Annotated in this window: 15 protein-coding genes and 1 pseudogene; 9 read left to right on the top strand and 7 right to left on the bottom strand. The window is 38.4% G+C overall.

The features are described from left to right. Positions 1 to 4 precede the first annotated feature (4 nt). Positions 5 to 832, bottom strand: coding sequence for an energy transducer TonB (locus RMB03_RS15740; RefSeq protein WP_311076864.1), 828 nt, complete (start codon positions 830 to 832; stop codon positions 5 to 7). A 190-nt stretch (positions 833 to 1,022) separates the two neighbouring features. Beyond that, entirely contained in the window at positions 1,023 to 2,156 is a 1,134-nt protein-coding gene (locus RMB03_RS15745; RefSeq protein WP_311076865.1) for an LLM class flavin-dependent oxidoreductase, read from the bottom strand. A 314-nt stretch (positions 2,157 to 2,470) separates the two neighbouring features. Here RMB03_RS15745 and RMB03_RS15750 point away from each other — a divergent pair, with 314 nt between their 5' ends. The 7 genes and pseudogenes from RMB03_RS15750 (at position 2,471) to tatC (ending at position 7,452) form a co-directional block, all read left to right on the top strand. Beyond that, a complete protein-coding gene (locus tag RMB03_RS15750) occupies positions 2,471 to 3,544 on the top strand; it encodes an ABC transporter substrate-binding protein (protein ID WP_311076866.1) in 1,074 nt (357 codons plus the stop codon). A 3-nt stretch (positions 3,545 to 3,547) separates the two neighbouring features. Beyond that, on the top strand, positions 3,548 to 4,387 hold the full coding sequence (locus RMB03_RS15755; RefSeq protein ID WP_205469239.1) for an ABC transporter permease: 840 nt from the start codon (positions 3,548 to 3,550) through the stop codon (positions 4,385 to 4,387). Between the two features lie 3 nt (positions 4,388 to 4,390). After that, positions 4,391 to 5,179 carry an ABC transporter permease gene (locus tag RMB03_RS15760; protein WP_205469240.1) on the top strand — a complete coding sequence of 263 codons (789 nt, stop codon included), beginning with the start codon at positions 4,391 to 4,393 and terminating at the stop codon, positions 5,177 to 5,179. A 33-nt stretch (positions 5,180 to 5,212) separates the two neighbouring features. Further along, complete coding sequence (locus RMB03_RS15765; protein ID WP_311076867.1) at positions 5,213 to 5,968, top strand: ABC transporter ATP-binding protein; 756 nt, start codon at positions 5,213 to 5,215, stop codon at positions 5,966 to 5,968. Between the two features lie 95 nt (positions 5,969 to 6,063). Further along, a pseudogene (locus tag RMB03_RS15770) lies at positions 6,064 to 6,279 on the top strand (Sec-independent protein translocase subunit TatA). 13 nt (positions 6,280 to 6,292) lie between these two features. Continuing rightward, positions 6,293 to 6,709: a Sec-independent protein translocase protein TatB gene (gene tatB, locus RMB03_RS15775; protein WP_311076868.1), complete on the top strand. Its 417-nt coding sequence runs from the start codon at positions 6,293 to 6,295 to the stop codon at positions 6,707 to 6,709. Further along, a complete protein-coding gene (gene tatC, locus RMB03_RS15780; protein ID WP_311076869.1) occupies positions 6,706 to 7,452 on the top strand; it encodes a twin-arginine translocase subunit TatC in 747 nt (248 codons plus the stop codon). The genes tatB and tatC overlap by 4 nt, the downstream gene beginning before the upstream one ends. A 29-nt stretch (positions 7,453 to 7,481) precedes the next feature. Here the strand turns inward: tatC and RMB03_RS15785 are convergent, their stop codons facing one another. Then, positions 7,482 to 8,558, bottom strand: a complete 1,077-nt coding sequence (locus RMB03_RS15785) for a sigma-54 dependent transcriptional regulator (protein ID WP_311076870.1) — start codon at positions 8,556 to 8,558, stop codon at positions 7,482 to 7,484. 315 nt (positions 8,559 to 8,873) lie between these two features. On the opposite strand from RMB03_RS15785, the gene RMB03_RS15790 reads away from it, so the two are divergent. Next, positions 8,874 to 9,962: an LLM class flavin-dependent oxidoreductase gene (locus RMB03_RS15790; protein WP_311076871.1), complete on the top strand. Its 1,089-nt coding sequence runs from the start codon at positions 8,874 to 8,876 to the stop codon at positions 9,960 to 9,962. 94 nt (positions 9,963 to 10,056) lie between these two features. Here RMB03_RS15790 and RMB03_RS15795 read toward each other — a convergent pair whose 3' ends face one another. The 4 genes from RMB03_RS15795 to RMB03_RS15815 form a co-directional block, all read right to left on the bottom strand. After that, positions 10,057 to 11,268, bottom strand: a complete 1,212-nt coding sequence (locus tag RMB03_RS15795) for a lipase family protein (RefSeq protein WP_311077162.1) — start codon at positions 11,266 to 11,268, stop codon at positions 10,057 to 10,059. A gap of 88 nt (positions 11,269 to 11,356) precedes the next feature. Next, a complete protein-coding gene (locus RMB03_RS15800; protein ID WP_311076872.1) occupies positions 11,357 to 13,849 on the bottom strand; it encodes a TonB-dependent receptor in 2,493 nt (830 codons plus the stop codon). A 165-nt stretch (positions 13,850 to 14,014) separates the two neighbouring features. Then, on the bottom strand, positions 14,015 to 15,847 hold the full coding sequence (locus RMB03_RS15810; protein ID WP_311076873.1) for an ABC transporter ATP-binding protein: 1,833 nt from the start codon (positions 15,845 to 15,847) through the stop codon (positions 14,015 to 14,017). Then, the gene (locus tag RMB03_RS15815; protein WP_311076874.1) at positions 15,844 to 17,655 is read right to left on the bottom strand and encodes an ABC transporter ATP-binding protein; all 1,812 of its coding nucleotides are present in this window, start codon (positions 17,653 to 17,655) and stop codon (positions 15,844 to 15,846) included. Before RMB03_RS15815 ends, RMB03_RS15810 begins: the two co-directional genes overlap by 4 nt. Before the next feature lie 283 nt (positions 17,656 to 17,938). Here RMB03_RS15815 and RMB03_RS15820 point away from each other — a divergent pair, with 283 nt between their 5' ends. Further along, on the top strand, positions 17,939 to 18,991 hold the full coding sequence (locus RMB03_RS15820; RefSeq protein ID WP_311076875.1) for an ABC transporter substrate-binding protein: 1,053 nt from the start codon (positions 17,939 to 17,941) through the stop codon (positions 18,989 to 18,991). The last annotated feature ends 11 nt before the right edge of the window (positions 18,992 to 19,002 follow it).

Below are 19,002 nucleotides of genomic sequence, written 5' to 3' on the forward strand. Positions count from 1 at the left end.
AATTTTATTTCGGTAATTGATAATGAATTGGAACATCGACCCAGCCTTCTACAGGGGTTTTCCCTTTTAGCGCAGGTGAAAATTTCCATTGCTTTACTGTTCTTACGGCAGCACTGTCTAGAAGTTTTTTGCCACTACTTTGCTTGACACTGACTGTATCAGGACTGCCATTTGCTAATACTTTGACCCGTAAAATGACTGAGCCTTCCCAACCACGTTCTAAAGCTTGTTCAGGATATTCAGGTGCAGGGTTACTGAGATATCCGGCATAACCTTTGGCTTCAGTCACAGGTAAATTGTCATCTGACGCTTTTACAGGCTCAGCCACTTTTTTAACCGGTTCTGCGACTACTTCTTTTGTGACCACAGGTTCTGCAACTTTTTGTGGAGTTGGTTCAGCCACCGCTTTGGCAACTGGCTTAGGTTGCTCCACACTTTTTTGGACAGGTTTGGGCTGTTCAACTTGTTTAGGAATTGGCTTGGGTTTTTCCACAACAGGTGGAACTTTTGGTTTTTCAGTAATCGGTGGGATTTTGGGTTCAATCACTTTAGGTGGTTCAACCGGTTTTACAATTTCAATCACCACAGGTTCGGGTTTATGAATGTCTAAAGCCGGTGTTGGTAATTGTTTTGCGATATACCAAATTCCCAGATGTGCTGAAGCAACGGCAATAATTGCAATCAGTACTTTATTCAACTTCTCTGGAGCAGGTTGAATGGCTTCTTGATCATGCCGTGCAAACGGATCTGCAATTTCAGTTGTGGCTGCAACTGTCGCAAATTGCTCAAAGAGCAAAGCCCGCTTATGGGGATTAAAGATTTGATCACGCATAGCAACTTAAACTAAAAATAAAAGATTAAGTAGCAAGTTGCACAAGCCATGCCAAATACTTAAGTTATTATTTTTAATATATTTAATAAAAAGTATTTAAATAAACCATGTAAAAGATGTTGGTTTTCAAACACTGTTATGCTGTTCAAACAACAAGACCCCTTTGATTTCTCAAAGGAGTCTAAGTTTATTATTTTAATTTATATCCTACTAAGGGCAAGACTTCTTCAGCCACTCGATATGCTTCTTCTAAATGTGGATTACTCGCTAAAATAAAATGTCCAACCCCAATATCAATATACTCTTGCAAACGCTCTGCGACCTGTTCATAGCTCCCTACTAAAATACAGTTTGGCCCACCTCTTACATTTGACATTCCCGCCCAAACATTCGGACTTACAAATAAGTCTTCAAAACGATTGCCCTGTGCCAATGCTTGCTGACGTTTAGCTCCTACCGATTCAGTGTCTTTTCGTTCAAATGCATTACCATCAACTGTAATGGTTTCATACATTTGTTTAAGCTCTTGAAAGGCTTGTTCTTGAGTAGGTCGCGCTAAAATATCGATACGCATGCCAAATTTAACTTTTCGTTCCGGCGAATTCTGCTCAAAGAAATTTTGAGCCTGTTCGATCACTTTCTTTTGTTGGTCTACAGGCTCCCCCCAAGTTAAATGAATATCGGCATGACGTCCTGCCACTTGTAAAGCGGCATCACTCGCACCTGCTAACCACAAACGCGGAACGTCATATTGATTCATTGGGTATTTCAGACCGCCCTGTTCAACATGGAAAAACTTTCCATCGTAATTGAAAGGTGCATGATGCGAATAACCTTTCACAAATTCTAAAAATTCGTTGGTTCGTGCATAGCGTTGATCATGTTCAATAAAGTCCCCATACGCACGTTGTTGTGCACCGCCTCCACCTGAAATCACATTCCACTCTATTCGTCCCTGACTTAAGCGTTGCAAACTTGCAGCCATTTGGCTTGCATAAGCAGGATGAATAAACCAGGGCTGAATTGCGATGAGCAAACGAAGTCTTTTTGTCTCTCTTGCCAGTGCAGATGCTAACACCCATGGTTCTTCAGTATGTGGAAAAGCAGGAATGAGTGCGCCGTGAAAACCAACAATATCGGCTGCTTTCGCTACTTGCTGGACATAGTCATAGTAAGCAAATAACTGGTCTTCATGTTGCGGTGCAACACGTTGTGGAGATTGAACTGATGGCGTTAATTGATTCCATTCACCGCGTGTGTGTAACTGATGTGCTCGACGACCATCCCCATGAACAGGGATTCTCCATAAAAACTCAACTGACATAATGAATCTCGATAATTTAAAGATTTGACGATATTTAATTCGTTAAAAGTCTTATGAGCAGGAATCATGCCGATATTTTTTTAAATTAATTTTCAGCTATGGTACTGTTTTATATAGCTATTATAAAATCGAGTTTAAATGCTGTGTTGATATTTCAACACTTAGCCGCTAAAGAGTGTTCCAATCACAACACAACTACATTATTTAAGCTCAGTAATAAATTATAAAAAATACAACCAATTGATTTATTTGAAATAATTTTATTGGCTTGGTTCTTGCTCTATACCCATATATTTTTTAATTCTTATGATGATATGCGTATTTTTCCACGTCTACTTTTAGGTTTCAGTTTTTTGGGTCTTGTTGCTTGTGGCGCACAAAAAACCGAAGAGTCCACCCCAAAACAATCTGAACAGCAACAACTCCGAATAGCAGTCGTTGCCAACGGCACTTCGGGGAGTTTGGACTTTATTGGTGTGCCACAACTGATTTCACAAGATCAAATTTTTCTAAAAGCATTAGAGCAAAATCACATTGAATTAAAGTGGGAACCAGTGACGACTGCTGCTGTAGCGACTCTAGTCAATGAAAGTTTTATAAATAATAAAATCGATTTTGCTTTTTATGGAAACCTTCCTGCTGTAGTGCTCAATGCAACAGGCGTTAAAACGCAAATTGTTGTACCTGGAGGTGTGGGTAATAACGTCTACCTTATTGTTCCAGCGAATTCACCTATTAAATCTATTGAGGAATTAAAAGGTAAAAAGATTGCCTTACATCGTGGCCGTCCGTGGGAAATTAACTTTGGTCAACTCATACAAAGTAAAGGGTTAAGCTTAAAGGACTTTCAAATTGTTAACTTAAACCCACAAGCTGGGGCTGCTGCTCTATCTGCCAAAAGTGTAGATGCCTTTTTTACCTTAAGTGATGCGCTTACTTTGCAAGATCGCCATCTGGGTAAAATCATTTGGTCGTCACAATCTTTGCCAGCGGACTGGAAAATGCGTGCTGAACTCTGGGGCAGCAAAAGTTATATTGAGCAACATCCAGACACCACCCAATTACTCGCCGATGCGACAGTACGTGCAATCGACTGGATTGCCCACCATCAAGATGAGTTTCAGCAAAGTCAAACTAAGTTTGGTCAACCGCTTAGTGTGATTCAACGTGAAAGCCAGAACACGGCAAGCACATGGCAACAAGACTGGTCACCTAACTATCAAGTCGATTTTCTTAAACAGCATTATTCAAAAGTCATTGATCACGCTGTGAAAAATCAGCTTATTCAAACACCAATCAAAGCAGATGAACTGTTGAATCCGAAGTTTACCCGTCAAGCGATTCAAAATTTACAGGCAAATCATGCCTCCAATAAGCAGGGAAACTAGACCATGAAAATACTAGTAAAGCCACTTATTGAGCAAAATAACGTTTTATTTAAAACCCCACTCCGTAAGAAATTTTCTTCTAAAAAGGTGTATGGGCTGCTCTCTGTGATTTCACCCTTATTAGTATTACTCATTTGGCAGTTGATCAGTTCTTTACAGATTTTCCCAACCCAAATTTTGGTGCCGCCTAAAACTGTCTGGAATACCTTCATTGCGTTGTTACAAAGTGGTGAGCTTCAAATGCATCTCAAAGATAGTCTTTCTCGTCTGTTTTTGGGATTTTCTATTGCAGCAATCAGTGCAATTGCTTTTGGTATTGCCTATGGAGCAAACACAACGTTCCGTAATTACACCTATATTTTATTCAACGTTCTTTATCAAATTCCGATCTTTGTCCTCATCCCTATTTTTATTTTAATTTTTGGGATTGGGGAGTTATTTAAAATTTTACTGATTATTAAAGCCTGCTTTTTTCCAATTGCTTTAGCCACTGCCGATGCAGTCAAGAATATTCCTAAAAAATATATTGAATTAGGGCAAATTTACCAACTTAAAACACGTGCTTGGCTCAGGCTTATTGTTCTTCCATCCATACTCCCGCCGTTAATTGGTGGACTACGAATCGCACTTGGTCGTGCATGGCTGATTTTAGTTGCCGTTGAACTGCTGGCAGCTGGAACGGGTATTGGGCAAATGATGGAACTAGGACGTCAAATGTTGCGCTTAGATGTTGTGATGGTTGGTGTGTTTATCACAGGCGTCGTCGGGTTTGGTTTAGATAAAGTTTTACGTTTAGTGGAACAACGCTTTATCTCACCTGCGCTCAGTTCGAGGGAGAAATAAATAATGTCTCAGCGTTCTTTTACTTTAAAACAGACATGGCAACGGCCAATTATTTTAGTACAAGGCTTAGTACTACCATTATTGTTATTAGGCTTATGGCAATACAACTCAAGTTTAGGTGCCAGTCATGCCTATGCATTTGTTCCTTTGCAAAACATTTATTTCGCATTTATTAAATTGCTTGAAACAGGTGAATTGTGGCTGAACACGTGGGGAAGTCTTAAAAAAGCTGGAATTGGATTCATCTTAGGTTCAATAAGCGGATTAATTTTAGGTACTTTGCTTGCCTATTCAAAAGTTTTAAATGCTTTAGTTTCTCCACTATTTAATAGTATTCGACAAGTTCCATTACTGGGTTTAACACCTTTAATTGCCTTATGGTTTGGTAACGGAGAAGAAGCAAAAATCTTTATTATCGCGCTTGCCTCATTTTTTCCATTAGTAATCAATACGTTTCAGGGACTCAGCCATAATGATACAAAATACGATGAAATCGCACTTATTTATCAATTTTCATTCTGGCGCAAATTTAAAAAAATACGCCTTCCCCAAGCCCTACCCCATATTTTAACTGGTCTAAATTTAGCCGTGCCATTTACTTGGATCACCACGACAGCAAGTGAATTGCTATTCAATGCAGGTGCGGGACTCGGCAACTTAATGATGAAAGCCGAGATTAATGCCGAAATGGATATTCTGTTGGTTTGCGCCATCACAGTTACCCTTTGCGGGGCCTTTATGACGACAAGCATTCATCTTATTTCAAAACGCCTTTTGCAATGGCGTGCCTAATCTTTAATTTAAAAAATAACATCGGGAATTAATATGTCTTTCTCTCTACTTTCTATTAAAAAACTCAATAAATCTTTTCAACGTGATCAAAATACTTTGACCGTTTTAGATGGTATTAACCTCAACATTGAGCAAGGTGAATTTATTTCGATTGTTGGCAGTAGTGGCTGTGGAAAATCAACACTACTACGCCTCATTGCTGGATTAGATCAGGACTATGACGGTGAAATTCTACTAAATCAAACCCAGATAAAAGACACCGATTTAAAACGCGGTCTTATCTTTCAAGAGCACCGATTACTTCCGTGGCTTACTGTTTTTGAAAATATCCATTTAGCACTTGAAGAGACTCCACTCACCCGTGAAGAGCGAAATTTACGGGTAAATGAGCATATAGAAATTGTCGGGCTGAAGGGTTTTGAAAAGGCGTATCCACATGAGCTTTCTGGTGGCATGGCACAACGTGTTGCAATTGCCCGCGGACTCGTCAATAAACCTGATATTTTACTTTTGGATGAGCCTTTTGGCGCTTTAGATGCCATCACACGGAGTCACTTACAAGCTGAACTTCAGCGTATCTGGCAACACGAAAAAATCACCATGATTTTAGTCACCCACGATATTGAAGAAGCTGTCTATCTTGGAGACCGTGTGATTGTGATGTCAGCCCGACCAGGAAAAATTAAAGAAATTATTCAAGTTCCGTTGACACATCCTCGACATAAAGAAAGTGAGCTGTTATTTGGTTTTCGCAATCAGGCACTTAATATGCTAGATCACACTGCATAATTAATTTGAATATTGATCGATATTAATGTGATTTAGGAAACAGATAATATCGTGATATTAATATTTTTTATTTTAAATAATATAGGATGAAGAAAATGGGTTTATCTATTTGGCATATTTTACTGTTTGCGGTGATTGTTATTTTATTATTTGGAACTTCGAAGTTAAAAAATCTAGGTAAGGACTTAGGTGGTGCAATTAAAGATTTTAAAGACTCGGTTAATTCTGATGATTAAAAATTATTGCAAAACCAGCAGTACAAAGATATTAGTCCAGTTGAATCACATAATGAAAAACAAAATAAAATATGAGTGATTTATTATTATGTTTAATATCAGCTTTGGAGAGTTATTAGCTTTTGCAATTATTGCGCTTATTATTTTAGGACCTGAAAAGCTTCCTCACACGTTAAGATCAGTCCTCCTCAAATACAGAGCAGTTAAAAACCAAATTAATAAAATTCAAAATGATATTGAAAATGAACTTGACCTGATCGAACTTAAGAGAGTCATGCATGAAGAGCTGCAAAAAATAAAACAAAATGAAGAGCAGCTCAAACAACAACTCGCTCTCATGCAACAAGAAATTGAAAATGTACAAACATCTGTTTTTACGGAACAAAAAACCAAAGCACGGCGCATCAATGACTATATCTATACCCGTTCACAAGATGAGTTAAAGACACCATTTTTAGCTCATTTTAAAACAGCCAATAAATTCAGTGAGGATCAAGCCGCATGACGGAACATATTGTCAGTGAAAGCCTCACTGAAATGAAATATAGCGAACATTTAAAAGAATTAAGAAAACGGCTGATCTATAGCATTAGTATTGTTTTAGCGATTTTTTTACTGTTATTGCCGCTTGCTCAGAAGAACTACCATTTTCTTGCTCACCCTTTAATTTCATTGCTTCCTAGCAACTCCACCATGATTGCAACAGATGTCATGAGTACATTTTTAGCACCTTTTAAACTCAATATTTATTTTGCGATTTTATTAAGTATTCCCTTTATTCTTTATCAATTTTGGCAATTTGTTGCTCCCGCACTTTATCAAAAAGAAAAAAGGTTCGGTATAGCACTCGTGCTTTCGAGTAACCTTTTATTTTATTTAGGAATTGTGTTTGCCTATACTTTAATTTTGCCACTTGCTTTAAAGTTCTTCGTATTGGCATCACCCGATAATGTGTTACCCATGACGGATATCAATAGCTATCTGGATTTTTGTTTAAAGCTTTTTCTGGCGTTTGGTCTGGCATTTCAAATTCCAGTTTTAACTTATATTCTTATTTTTATTGGTCTTATTTCTATTCAACAGCTAGAAGCACATCGTAAGCACATCATTGTATTCTTCTTTTTTATTGCCATGTTTATTACCCCTCCTGATGTTTTTAGCATGCTTGCTCTTGGAGTCCCAATGTGGCTGTTATTTGAATTGGGTTTATGGGTCACAAAATTCACAACGCAAAAAAACATCCATTAAAAAATGGATGTTTTTTCTATGTAAAATCATTAAGCGATTTCATTTTCATTCTTATTAGGTAGTAAGTTATATCTTGATAGAAGATTACGCAAAACATTACGAGATAGACCTAACATTTTTGCAGTCTTGACCTGATTATTCCAGCAACTTGAAAATGCAGTATTTACAATTTTATCTTCAATAATATGCCAAGCTTCCCCATCATACTCCTGAAATAAACGCTTTAAGATATTCTCAAACTCTTGAATCAGATCATTGTCTGGTAACACGGCGGAACCCGGTTCCTCAGAAAATCTTAAGTGCTCAAGATCAATTGTTTTACCGCCACTCACCAGCAAAGCATAGTGAATATTGTTTTCTAGCTCACGAATGTTGCCTGGCCAGCTATAATTGAGCAGCGCATTTCTTGCTCTATCACTGATATTTGGCTTAGTCGTAATGAGCTTCTGAGAGTATGAACTTAAGAAGAAGTCAACCAGAGGTAAAATGTCCCCTTTACGTTCACGTAGTGGCAAAATATTAAGCACAACTACATTCAGGCGATAATATAAATCGAGACGAAACTTGTTTTCTGCTACAGCTTTGCGTAAATCGACATGTGTTCCCGACAGAATACGGACATTAATTGGGATCGGTTTTCGACCACCCACACGTACCACTTCTTTTTCTTGCAATACCCTTAACAGCTTAACTTGTAAGGATAGTGGTAACTCACCCACTTCATCTAAAAATAAAGTGCCACCATCGGCTGTTTCAAAAATACCAGCTCGTGTTTTATTTGCACCCGTAAAAGCCCCAGCTTCATAACCAAACAGTTCGGACTCAGCAAGTGTCTCGACTAAAGCACCACAATTGACTGCAAGAAAAGGCTTATTTTTACGATCACTTTTCAAATGAATTTCACGCGCAATTAACTCTTTACCTGTTCCAGATTCACCTTGAATGATGACGCTGGCAGAGCTTGGAGCAATCGTTTCCACTTGATTTAATAATTTACGGGAGTTTTGATCTGAAAAGATAATTGCTTTTGCTCTTATTGGTTTTACAGGAACACCATTATCAGGCAAAGTAATTACTTTATAATCATTATCTAAAAAGGTCTTCATAATTGCCCCATAAAACTTATGATATAAGCATTCTAAAAGGCTATATTACATTTCAGGGTGTTTTTTAATAAATAATAAATAAAGATATTTAATCCAAAATTCACCTATTTTATTCTAAGAATATTTTCTCTTATAAATTAAAAATCAACACAATTCTTTTTTTGTGATATGTTGCTTCTTAAACACAATGTTGTCTTTTTGATTAAATCCAAACATTAAAATAATTATAAATCACTACAACATTTGATTTATATAGGTATAAAGCTTGGCATTTATTTTGCTCATTCATTTAAAATCCACAAAATAGGTTTAATAATGAGCATCGAATTTGTAGGTATGGTTTTCCCTAACCAATGGTCTGAAACCAAAGGAACGCGAATTGGCCATAAAATTGACCTCGAATATCTACGTTACCACGCACGGGCACATGAATATGCGGGTTTTGATAAAGTCTTAATTGCTAGCGGGCCAAGCAGTCCAGACAGTGCACAAATTGCGGCATACCTTGCCCAGCATACAGAACGCCTCGGATTTATGATTGCCCATCGTCCTGCACTCCTCACTCCAAATCTTGCTGCGCGTTCTTTTGCTACGCTTGACCATACTACAGGTGGTGGAAGAATACGTTTACATGCAATTACTGGAATTACTGCCGAGCCTCAAGAAGGCGATTATATTGTTGATAAAGTTCAGCGCTATGAACGGACGGGTGAATATCTAGATATCATCCAGAAACTTTGGAAAAGTGATCAACCCATTAGCTATGAAGGTAAATACTTTAAGTTAGATAATGCTTTTTGCCCGTTAAAGCCAGTCAACGGTACAATCCCGATATCATTCGGTGGCTCATCTGATATTGCTTATGATATTGCAGTTCGCCATGCAGATCTCTATTCACTATGGGGTGAACCACTGGCTGGAGTAAAAGAGCAAATTACTAAATTGAAGCTCGCAGCAGAAAAAGCCAATAAACCACAGCCTCCAGTTAGCTTATCTGTACGTCTTATTATTGGTGCAACCGAAGAACTTGCTTGGCAACGAGCAGAACAGATTCTTGCAGACATTCAGAACAATCCAACTTTTCAAAATAACGGCACATTATCAGGACATAAAATCAAAGGCATCGGTTCACAGCGTTTATTGGCAGCAGCCCAGCAAGGTGATCGACATGACCGCGCATTATGGATGCCAACTGCAACTGCTGTAGGAGCTTATGGCGATACGACTGCCCTAGTTGGTACGCCAGACACCATTATTGCGGCATTACTCGACTATGTAGATTTAGGGGTTACGACTTTTTTAAATCGTGGCTACGATCCTATTTATGATACGGTCGACTATGGTCGTTATATCATCCCCGCTGTACGTGAAGAGGCAGCCAAAAGATTAAAACAAATCGCTTAAACATTTAAAGCAAAAAGCCGCTCATTCAACATCTTTGAAGAGCGGCTTTTTTTAATAAAGATTTTCTTCAGTGAGAAAATCTTTAGCCCATCTTTTATTGCAAGTCAGGTTTACAAATAGCCTGAATTTTCTCTCCCGCAATCACCTTTTTAGCAAACGGAATTGAATCTTTTAATGAGGCATTAACAGTTTCGCTATGGCCTAAGCCATGATACAAATGACCTTCGACCACTGTACCTGCTTTACAAGCATCTGCCACCAGTTTCATTTGAGAACGAGCATCTGGTGTTCGGTCATTTGCCCCTGTTCCAATAAATAATGGATGACTGATTTTTAATGTAGGGTAATAACCGTAATCATTCGACTGTTTCTCTTGCAGCTTTTTATAGCTTGCTGGTGGATTAGGTTTATATGCTTGTGCTGGCGAAAGCCCTGCGGTTTGAATATCTCCCATAAAACTTGTTAAGCAGGCATTTCTTGCTTGTTCAACCAAAGGAGTAGCTTCAGGAGTGAAAATATCTTCTGTTTTAATTTCTGGATATAAACTTTGTGTCACTAAAAAACTATAGATGCCATAAGCCAGTGATGGGCTGACTTCGTAAGGATTTAACTTCAACTGATTTTTTTCAGGCGTCGCTTCAGGATCTTGATAAATCACTCCTGTACCAATTGAACCTTTAATATTTAAGTCAGGTGCATACGTTGCCGAGTAGGAAGAAGCTGCAACAGCACCGGCGCCTCCTTGAGATTGACCAACAATCACAAACTTATTTGCAAGGGGTAACTTGGTTTTGAGAGCAGCTCTACCACTATCTAAAATACTATAGGCCAGCATTGGGTTATTAATTAACAAGTGTGGTCCTGCAATACCTAACCCTTCGTAATCTGTGGCAACGACCGCAAATCCTTCTTTAAGCCAACGATTTAAATATTGTACATCACGGTATGATCGTCCACTCCAAGACGGCGCACAAGCATCGGCCAAACCGACCGTACCATGTGCCCATAACACCACTGGCCAACCTTCTTTCGGTGGTGTTCCTTTAGGTAAGTGAATACTTCCTGAAACCACAATAGGTGTTTTGCTATCTTTACCACTGGTAGAACTGTAGAGAATCCGAATAGCCTGACTGTCATTTGCCAAACGAATATAGGGATTATGAATAGCCTCTGTTTTTAATAATTTTCCAGCTTGATTTGGAATAGCTGATTTCCATGTGTAAAACTCAGAAACTCGGCCATCTCCATATTTATCTTCAGGCGCTGGAGCTTGTTGAGCGTTTGCCAAACAACTCGAAGTTAACACCGTTGTGATTAAAGAAAACTTGCATAACGTTGATAAAAAAGTATGTTGCATTGTCATTTACCTTAAAATTTGTTTCATCATTTTTGATTTAAAATTCGTAACTTACGCGGCCATATAAATATGTTCCAAATGCTCCTTCAGGCGCATTAAAACTATATTTGACGATGTTGCCGACCGAAGAATCTTTCGCTTGATCAGGATGGCTATTAAATAAATTGATCGCGCCTAAATTGAATTTCAGACCTTTCACAAATGCATCCGCTTTGTAGCCAATATCCAAATCTGCAATCCACTGTGGGTCAAAGGTTTGGTCTAGTGCAGTGTTGGTGTTATTTAAAGTGGTCCATTTATCATAGCGACGGACTGCTGTATTCACGCTCCATGCTTGATTTGACCAAAGTGCGCCAAGTGTTAGCTTTGTCTTTGGTGCAGCAGACTCAATGAGGCTTTGTGTATTTCGTCCTGCAATGCTTGAAACAGGAATTCGCTCACCTTTTGCGGTAATAGAATCTCTAGTTTCGGTAATTTCATTTTTGTTATATGCCAGACCTAGGTTCAGATTTAACTTGCCATATTGTTCAAGATTTAAATCATGTTTAAGCGCGAGCTCTACGCCTTGGGTACGTGTATCTAGTAAATTATTAAAGAACGCCACATTGGCAATGTTTGAATACGCTGTATTGGCAAAAGCATTGGTAATTACGCTTCCAGTAATATTGTCTGAAAGCAAAATACGATTTTTAATATCAATTTGATAAAGGTCTAAAGTTGCCGATGTATTAACAAGAGGCTTCCAAACAAAACCTAAAGAATAATTCGTCGATTTCTCTGGTTTAAGAGAAGTTCCACCAATCAGTAAAGCCGCCTCACTTCCTGCAACTAAAGTTCTTTGTTGAACATCTTGCCAACCTGAAGGGGTCTGCACTGTTTGTACGCTATAAGCCGAATAGCCCTGCTGTGCCAATGATGGCGCTCTATAGCCTGTATTTACTGAACCACGTACCGTAAATTTAGGTGATACATCATATTTAGCAAATAATTTTCCGTTTGTGGTCGAACCAAAGTCTGAATATTTTTCACTTCGGACAGCGGCACCGACATTCAAGTTTTTAATAATATCTGCTTCTAAATCTAGATAGATACCGTAAACATCGCGACTAATTTTTCGTTCATCTTGGTCTGTAATTCCGGCATATATCCCCGGAACACCCACACCTAAAGTTGTGCTTGGATTGAAATATGGGCCTCGGGTATAGGCAATTGGATCACCTGCATTTTGCTTATATTGTTCCCAACGATATAAAACCCCTGTAGATAATGTGAGTGGGCTTGCTAACCAGTCAATTGTAATATCACGGCTATAGTCTAGCCCTGTATTTAATTGCGAAAAGATATTTTCACCCAAGTCATAATTTGAAGGAGAATTTGAGCCGTAACTTGGGTTAATACCGTTACCTTGTTCGGTACTCACTTTATTTTGTCCATACGTTGCATAAAGATCATATTTACCTGACTTCTGCTCTCCTTTTTTAACTCCAACTGTTGTTGCAAAATCACCTACAGTGACCAAGCTCAATGGCGAGCGTCCATCTGGATAACGTTCTTTAAAATAGCTGGATTGATTCAGTACTGTTTTGGTTGTTGGGGGCTCGTAAAAGTTTTCCCCTATCGTTTTACGATGGCCATAGCTACTAAAACCATAAAGTGCAAGGTCATCCGTCAAAGGTAAATCTAAATTCGCCGTTACATTGATTTGATCTTTTTGTTCGGGGGAGCCAAATTTCCATGTTCTATAGGGTGTATTTTGTTCTGTATATTGAGCATTGGTTGAACCATCATAAAAAGTTCGTGTATCTGGGGCCGTGTTACTTGCAGCTTCACGTTTGCCTAAATCTAATGCAACCGTCAAAGTACCATCATTAGGGAGTGCAAAACCTTTCCAAAGGTTAACTTTATGTTGTTCACCATCTCCTTGAGTATAGCCACCCGTTTGATAGCTTACGCCACCACCATGATCTCGTGATTTCAAAATGATATTAACGACACCGGCGATTGCATCTGATCCATATTGTGCGGCAGCACCATCCCGCAAGATTTCTATACGTTCAATCGCACTTACTGGAATTAAACTTAAGTCAGTTACCGCCGCGCCTCTTCCGCCTGCATAGGCTTGGCGGGTGAAATAAGCTGACGTATGTCTACGTTTTCCATTAATTAAAATTAGAGTTTGATCGGCAGATAATCCTCTAAGTGCAATACTTGGTGGAACCGATGCTCCAAACCCACCCGCAGGAGAACTGGGTAAAGTCACCGAAGGAGACAACCGTGTTAATGCTGCTGCCAAATCAGTTGCCCCAGTCTCTTGTAACTCTTTGGCAGTTAAAATATCAACGGGTGCAGGTGCATCGAGAGAACTACTAATTGCTCGTCTAGAACCCGTGACAACGACAGATTGTAATGTGATGACATCCTCTTCCTCTGACAAATTCTTTTGGTCGTTTGCCAAAGCAATTGAAGCAGTAAGTGCACTCAGTGCAAAAAGTGAGGAGTGAATAATAAATTGAGAAAAATATGTACGCATATGAGCTTCCTTAACGATCTAGACCGATATAGCAAAGCAAATGCCAATAATTAAATTATTTATTATCAATAACTTAATTAATTAAAATAAAAGAATCATTGTTTAAATTTAAACAATGATTCAAAAAAATGTTTATAAAACTACAGTTTTCAATTTCGAAGATGTTTAGACCAGTTGATTTTGAAGATACGACTGATATAACTGAAAATATGCGGCCTGTTGCTGTATTAACTGTTCATGTGAACCTTGCTCTACAACATGACCGTTTTCGATCACGACAATTTTGTCGGCCTCACGGATGGTACTCAGCCGATGTGCAATAACAATACATGTTCTATTTTGGCATAAGCGTCTGAGTGCATATTGTATTTTTTGCTCGGTATAGATATCGATTGCTGAAGTAGCTTCATCTAAGATTAATATTTTAGGATTTGCTAAATATGCACGAACCAAACAAACCAGCTGTCTTTGCCCATGACTTAGGTTTTTACCGAGGGTTCCTACTTCAGTGAAATACCCTTGTGGAAGTTGTTGCAAAATTTCATCTGCCCCCAAGTCTTCAATTGCCGCGATAAGCACCTGATCTGAAGCATTAGGTTGAACTAGACGCAAGTTATCTAAAATCGTTCCACTAAATAAAACATTATCTTGTAAAACAATACTCACGTGCTGTCTTAAACTAGTCAGATGAATATTTTGGATGGGGTAACGATCTAGAAAAATTCCGCCCTGCTGAGGTTCATAAAACCTCGTTAACAACTGAACAATCGTACTTTTCCCATGTCCTGTTGGCCCTACAATCGCAATTATTTTTCCAGCTTCAATCTCCAAATTAAAATTTTGTAAAACTGGCTTATGGGTATAAGCAAAATGTACCCCCTGAAATCGAATATGACCATTCAACTGTTCAAGCTTCACAGCATTCGGTTGTTCTTGAATGCTAGATTGCGTATCTAAAAGTAAAAATATACGTTGGGCACATGCGGCCCCATTTGCATAACGTTCAAATAAATCAGTAAGTTCCTGTAAGGGAGCTAAGAATAAAAACACATAGAAAATACTTTCGGCGAACTGACCAATACTAATCATTCCACCACTATAGGCATAACTACCAATCACAATAAATCCGGCTGTGGCTACAGTCGAAAGTAATCCTGTAAAGGGTGCAAACCAACTGGTCCGCTTGCTGCCATAAATAATAGAGTTATTAAAATCTTTTAATAAATCCTGATAACGGGATTGATTTGTTTCGGTGTAATTTAACTGCTGGATGATTTTTGCGCCATTTACAGTTTCAACCAAATGGGCAGTAAATCGACTGCGTTCTTCGGCAACTCTTCCCCAGTGTTTTTGCGATGATTTCTTAAAAAAGGCTGTCATCCCAAATAAGATTGGTAAAGTTGCAAATAAGCACCAGAAAAATGGTGGATAAATATGCCAAAGAAGAACAGAAGCCAGACCACAACGCAAAATTGCTGAAAGTAATTCTGGTGGTCCTTGTATTAAAACAGGCTCTAAAGTATCAACGTCACGATCTGCTCGTGAAATAATTCTGCCAGCTTTAGTACGGTCAAAATAGCCAATGTTTAAACTTTGAATATGCTGGAACAAAGAACGTCTTAAACCATTAATAACTTTCAAAGCTGCTTGGCCTGACAAATATTTTGATACCCCCGCTAAAGCAAAACGACAAATCCAACTTAACGTTAAAATGCTAATCGCAATGAATAAAACAGGCTGATGTAGCACCATTTTTCCAGCAATTTGCTGAAAGCCCGAATCTAAAATATATTTCACCACCCAAGGCCGAACAAAAACGCTCATCACTTGTAAAATTTCTACTGCAATCAAAGCAAGTAGCAAATAACGAATGGGATAAATTAAAGGAATAAGTTTCTTCAACATCCCTCTATGAATTGAGGTCTTTGCCAAATTTTCTTCGATTTGTAGATCGGCTGATTTTGCGAATGGACGGAAATTTTTAACACTTGTATTCATGCTTCAAGCTCCTGTTGTGGCAACTCAAAACCCATCAACTCTCGATAAAACAAACAATCTTGAACTAATTCAGCATGCGTGCCTTGGGCAATAATTTGCCCTTGATCTAGAACAATAATTCGGTCAGATAAAGCAATCGTGGTTTGTTTATTCGAGTTGATAATAATGGTTTTCTTAAAATGATTTCCTATATCAGAAAGCGCTGATAGTCGTTGTAAAACCTGTTTTTCTGTAGTCGAATCCAAAGCACTGGTTGAGTCATCTAGGGCTAAAATTGGCGAGTTTTTTAAGATGGAACGAGCCAAAGCAATCCGCTGTTTTTGTCCTCCAGATAAAGTAACGCCTTTATCCCCGATCAGCGTGACTAATCCATCATCAAGCCGTTGTAATAATTCGGATGCGGAAGCTAAATGTAAAGCATCTCGCATCTCTTGCTCAGTTGCATCTTGCTTAGCAACTCTTAAGTTATCTGCTAGTGTGCCACTAAAAAAGAAATTTTCTTGGGGAATAATCTGAACCAAATGGCGTAATTCAAATAGGCTTAAATCTTTGATATTGATCCATCCCTGTTGCTCAGAACCAATCAGGACTTGCCCTTCTGTTGGGTCAATAAACCGATTAAGTAAATTCATCAAGGTGGTTTTCCCTGAGCCAGTTTTGCCTACGACAGTGATGATTTCACCTGCACGAAATTCAACATGACACTGCTTTAAAATAAACTTTTGTGTTGTTTTATCCTGAAAGCTTACATTTTCTAATCTAATATTTAACCCATCACTCCATTGCAACGGCAAAGGGTGTGGTTGATCTTCAATTACAGACTTTTCATCAAGCATTTGCCATATTCTTGTTGCCGAAGAGCGAGCATCAGCAAAAATTTGTAAGACCTGACCAATGCTTTCAATACGAAACACCAATAAATTTGCCATGAGTATCGCAGCTACAAACTGCCCCACCTGCAACTCGTTTTGGCCAATTAAATAAGCACCAAAGCCAATCACCCATAAATAAGAACACGCAATAATCACTTGAGGAATGGGCAAGCGTTTCGCACTTGTGCTTATGGTTTGAATAGAGTGATGAATAAATAGATCTACAGCATGATTAAAACGCTGTAAAAGTTTCTCTTCAAGTTGGAACGCTTTGACTACCCGTACTCCATTCACGCTCTCTGCCAAGGTATCGCTGACTTTTTCATATGCAAATGCAACTTGATGGTCCAGAACCACCAATTGATTGGTCAGTTTAAATAGAACCCAAAGCCCTAAAAAAATAAATAATAAAGGAACTAGTCCGAGCCAAGGATGATACCAACACAAGAGTCCAACAGTTACGGTAACAACCAAGCTTGACTCAAACACTTGTCGCCAAAAATTGATGAGTGCTTCTTTTAATTTATCTGAATCACGTGTTGTACGAGATAATACTTCTCCTAGCCCATGTTTCCAGTGCCATGAAACATCTAAATGCTGTACTTGACTAAAGATTCTTTCTCTTAAAATACTTAGCAGTTGCTGGCCAATGGTTAAAGCACTTAACCCTGCCAAATACTGAATAACAGCTCTGATAGTGGCAATACTCGTAAGTAGAATGAACCAAAACCAAGGATTTAAAGGATCAGAAATAGCATGCTGAAATAAGGTTTCTCGTTCACTATGTTTTAAGGTATCAATCGCATGTCCGATTGAATATTGTTGGAGTGCTAACCCCATATTTGCAATCACAAATAAGGTCGCCGTCAATAAGAAACGAAATGGCATAAAACGATATAAAGCCAAACTTCGTAATAATGGATAATTTTTAAACATAAAAGATAGTAAAAATTTAAGATTCCGTTTTATTGCGAGATTCATGCCAAATTAATGATCTCTAAAAAGATTTTAAATTATTGTTTTATATTAATTTTATAGTTCACTATTTATGGGGGTGTTGATTTTAAAACACTAGCGCAATTGATTTGCTGTAATCGCAACAAAATTTGATATATCAACATCATAAAAAACGATATCAAAAATAATTATTAAATATCAATAAATTATTGAGTGGCATCAATTTTGCTTTAAAGCATAAAAACCACAAAAGGATGTCACGATGACAACACTTCAAACTCAACCATTAAACACACTTTGGTATACACGCTGCCCTGTACCAACAGGCCTAGGCATTTCAATTCAAAAAGGTTGGCTCAAAGAAAAGTTTGATGAGCAACAGATTGAAATTAAATCAATTCGAGAATCAAACTCCAAAGATATTCGTAACTCTCATTTTAACCATACCCTTGCCAACTCAGTTCGACATGGCGGCAGTATTCCTGCAATCTGGGCATATGCATCTGGTCAAAAAACTAAAGTGATTGGCTTATCTTGGGCTGATGAAGTTCAATTGTTGTTAACACGCTATGATTCAAACATCAAAACTGTTGCCGACCTAAAAGGCAAACGTTTTGGAATTCCACTGAATCAAGATGCAATTATTGATTTCTCGCGTGCACAGGCGATTCGGGGGGTAGAAAATTCCTTAAAAACAGTAAATCTGGAGGTGAGCGATCTTGAATTAGTCGATTGTTTACGAGCAGATATTTTATCCGCACAGCAACAACAGCCTACAGAAAATGATTCTAGTTTTTATGGCAATCGCAATAAAATCAATGCAAGTGCAGAGATCGTGGCATTAATTAAAGGTGATGTTGATGCCATTTTTCTAAAAGGCGCACATGCTGCGCAAATTGCTCATGATTTCGCCCTTCATACCATTATTGATATTGGTTCACATCCAGACCCTATCCTACGCTCCAATAATGGCACACCAAGAACGCTCACTGTCGATGAAGATTTTCTAACGCACTATCCAGAGCAAGCACAATCGATTGTCGATGCTGTTTTACAAGCAGAACAATGGGCCCATGCACACGCCGATGAAACCCATCGTTATTTGGCAAAAGAATGTAATAGTAGTGAGCAATGGGTTCATGCAGCTTATGGGGAAAATGCTCATCTAAAACTGAACACCAACTTTGATGAGACTTCTATTATTGCCTTACAAGACTTGAGTGATTTTCTCTATCGCTGGGACTTTATTCCTGCACACATTAATGTTCGTGAATGGGTGGTGCAGGAAATTTCTATTCAAGCTCAAGTGGCTTAACAATACAAAAA

The organism is Acinetobacter sp. V91_7, assembly GCF_031799075.1.
Classification (GTDB): Bacteria; Pseudomonadota; Gammaproteobacteria; order Pseudomonadales; family Moraxellaceae; genus Acinetobacter; species Acinetobacter calcoaceticus.

Coding starts and splice junctions, on each gene's coding strand:
- RMB03_RS15750 (WP_311076866.1), top strand. CDS start 2,471: ATGCGTATTTTTCCACGTCTACTTTTAGGTTTCAGTTTTTTGGGTCTT.
- RMB03_RS15760 (WP_205469240.1), top strand. CDS start 4,391: ATGTCTCAGCGTTCTTTTACTTTAAAACAGACATGGCAACGGCCAATT.
- RMB03_RS15815 (WP_311076874.1), bottom strand. CDS start 17,655: ATGTTTAAAAATTATCCATTATTACGAAGTTTGGCTTTATATCGTTTT.
- RMB03_RS15800 (WP_311076872.1), bottom strand. CDS start 13,849: ATGCGTACATATTTTTCTCAATTTATTATTCACTCCTCACTTTTTGCA.
- RMB03_RS15745 (WP_311076865.1), bottom strand. CDS start 2,156: ATGTCAGTTGAGTTTTTATGGAGAATCCCTGTTCATGGGGATGGTCGT.
- RMB03_RS15740 (WP_311076864.1), bottom strand. CDS start 832: ATGCGTGATCAAATCTTTAATCCCCATAAGCGGGCTTTGCTCTTTGAG.
- RMB03_RS15785 (WP_311076870.1), bottom strand. CDS start 8,558: ATGAAGACCTTTTTAGATAATGATTATAAAGTAATTACTTTGCCTGAT.
- tatB (WP_311076868.1), top strand. CDS start 6,293: ATGTTTAATATCAGCTTTGGAGAGTTATTAGCTTTTGCAATTATTGCG.
- RMB03_RS15810 (WP_311076873.1), bottom strand. CDS start 15,847: ATGAATACAAGTGTTAAAAATTTCCGTCCATTCGCAAAATCAGCCGAT.
- RMB03_RS15755 (WP_205469239.1), top strand. CDS start 3,548: ATGAAAATACTAGTAAAGCCACTTATTGAGCAAAATAACGTTTTATTT.
- RMB03_RS15765 (WP_311076867.1), top strand. CDS start 5,213: ATGTCTTTCTCTCTACTTTCTATTAAAAAACTCAATAAATCTTTTCAA.
- tatC (WP_311076869.1), top strand. CDS start 6,706: ATGACGGAACATATTGTCAGTGAAAGCCTCACTGAAATGAAATATAGC.
- RMB03_RS15820 (WP_311076875.1), top strand. CDS start 17,939: ATGACAACACTTCAAACTCAACCATTAAACACACTTTGGTATACACGC.
- RMB03_RS15790 (WP_311076871.1), top strand. CDS start 8,874: ATGAGCATCGAATTTGTAGGTATGGTTTTCCCTAACCAATGGTCTGAA.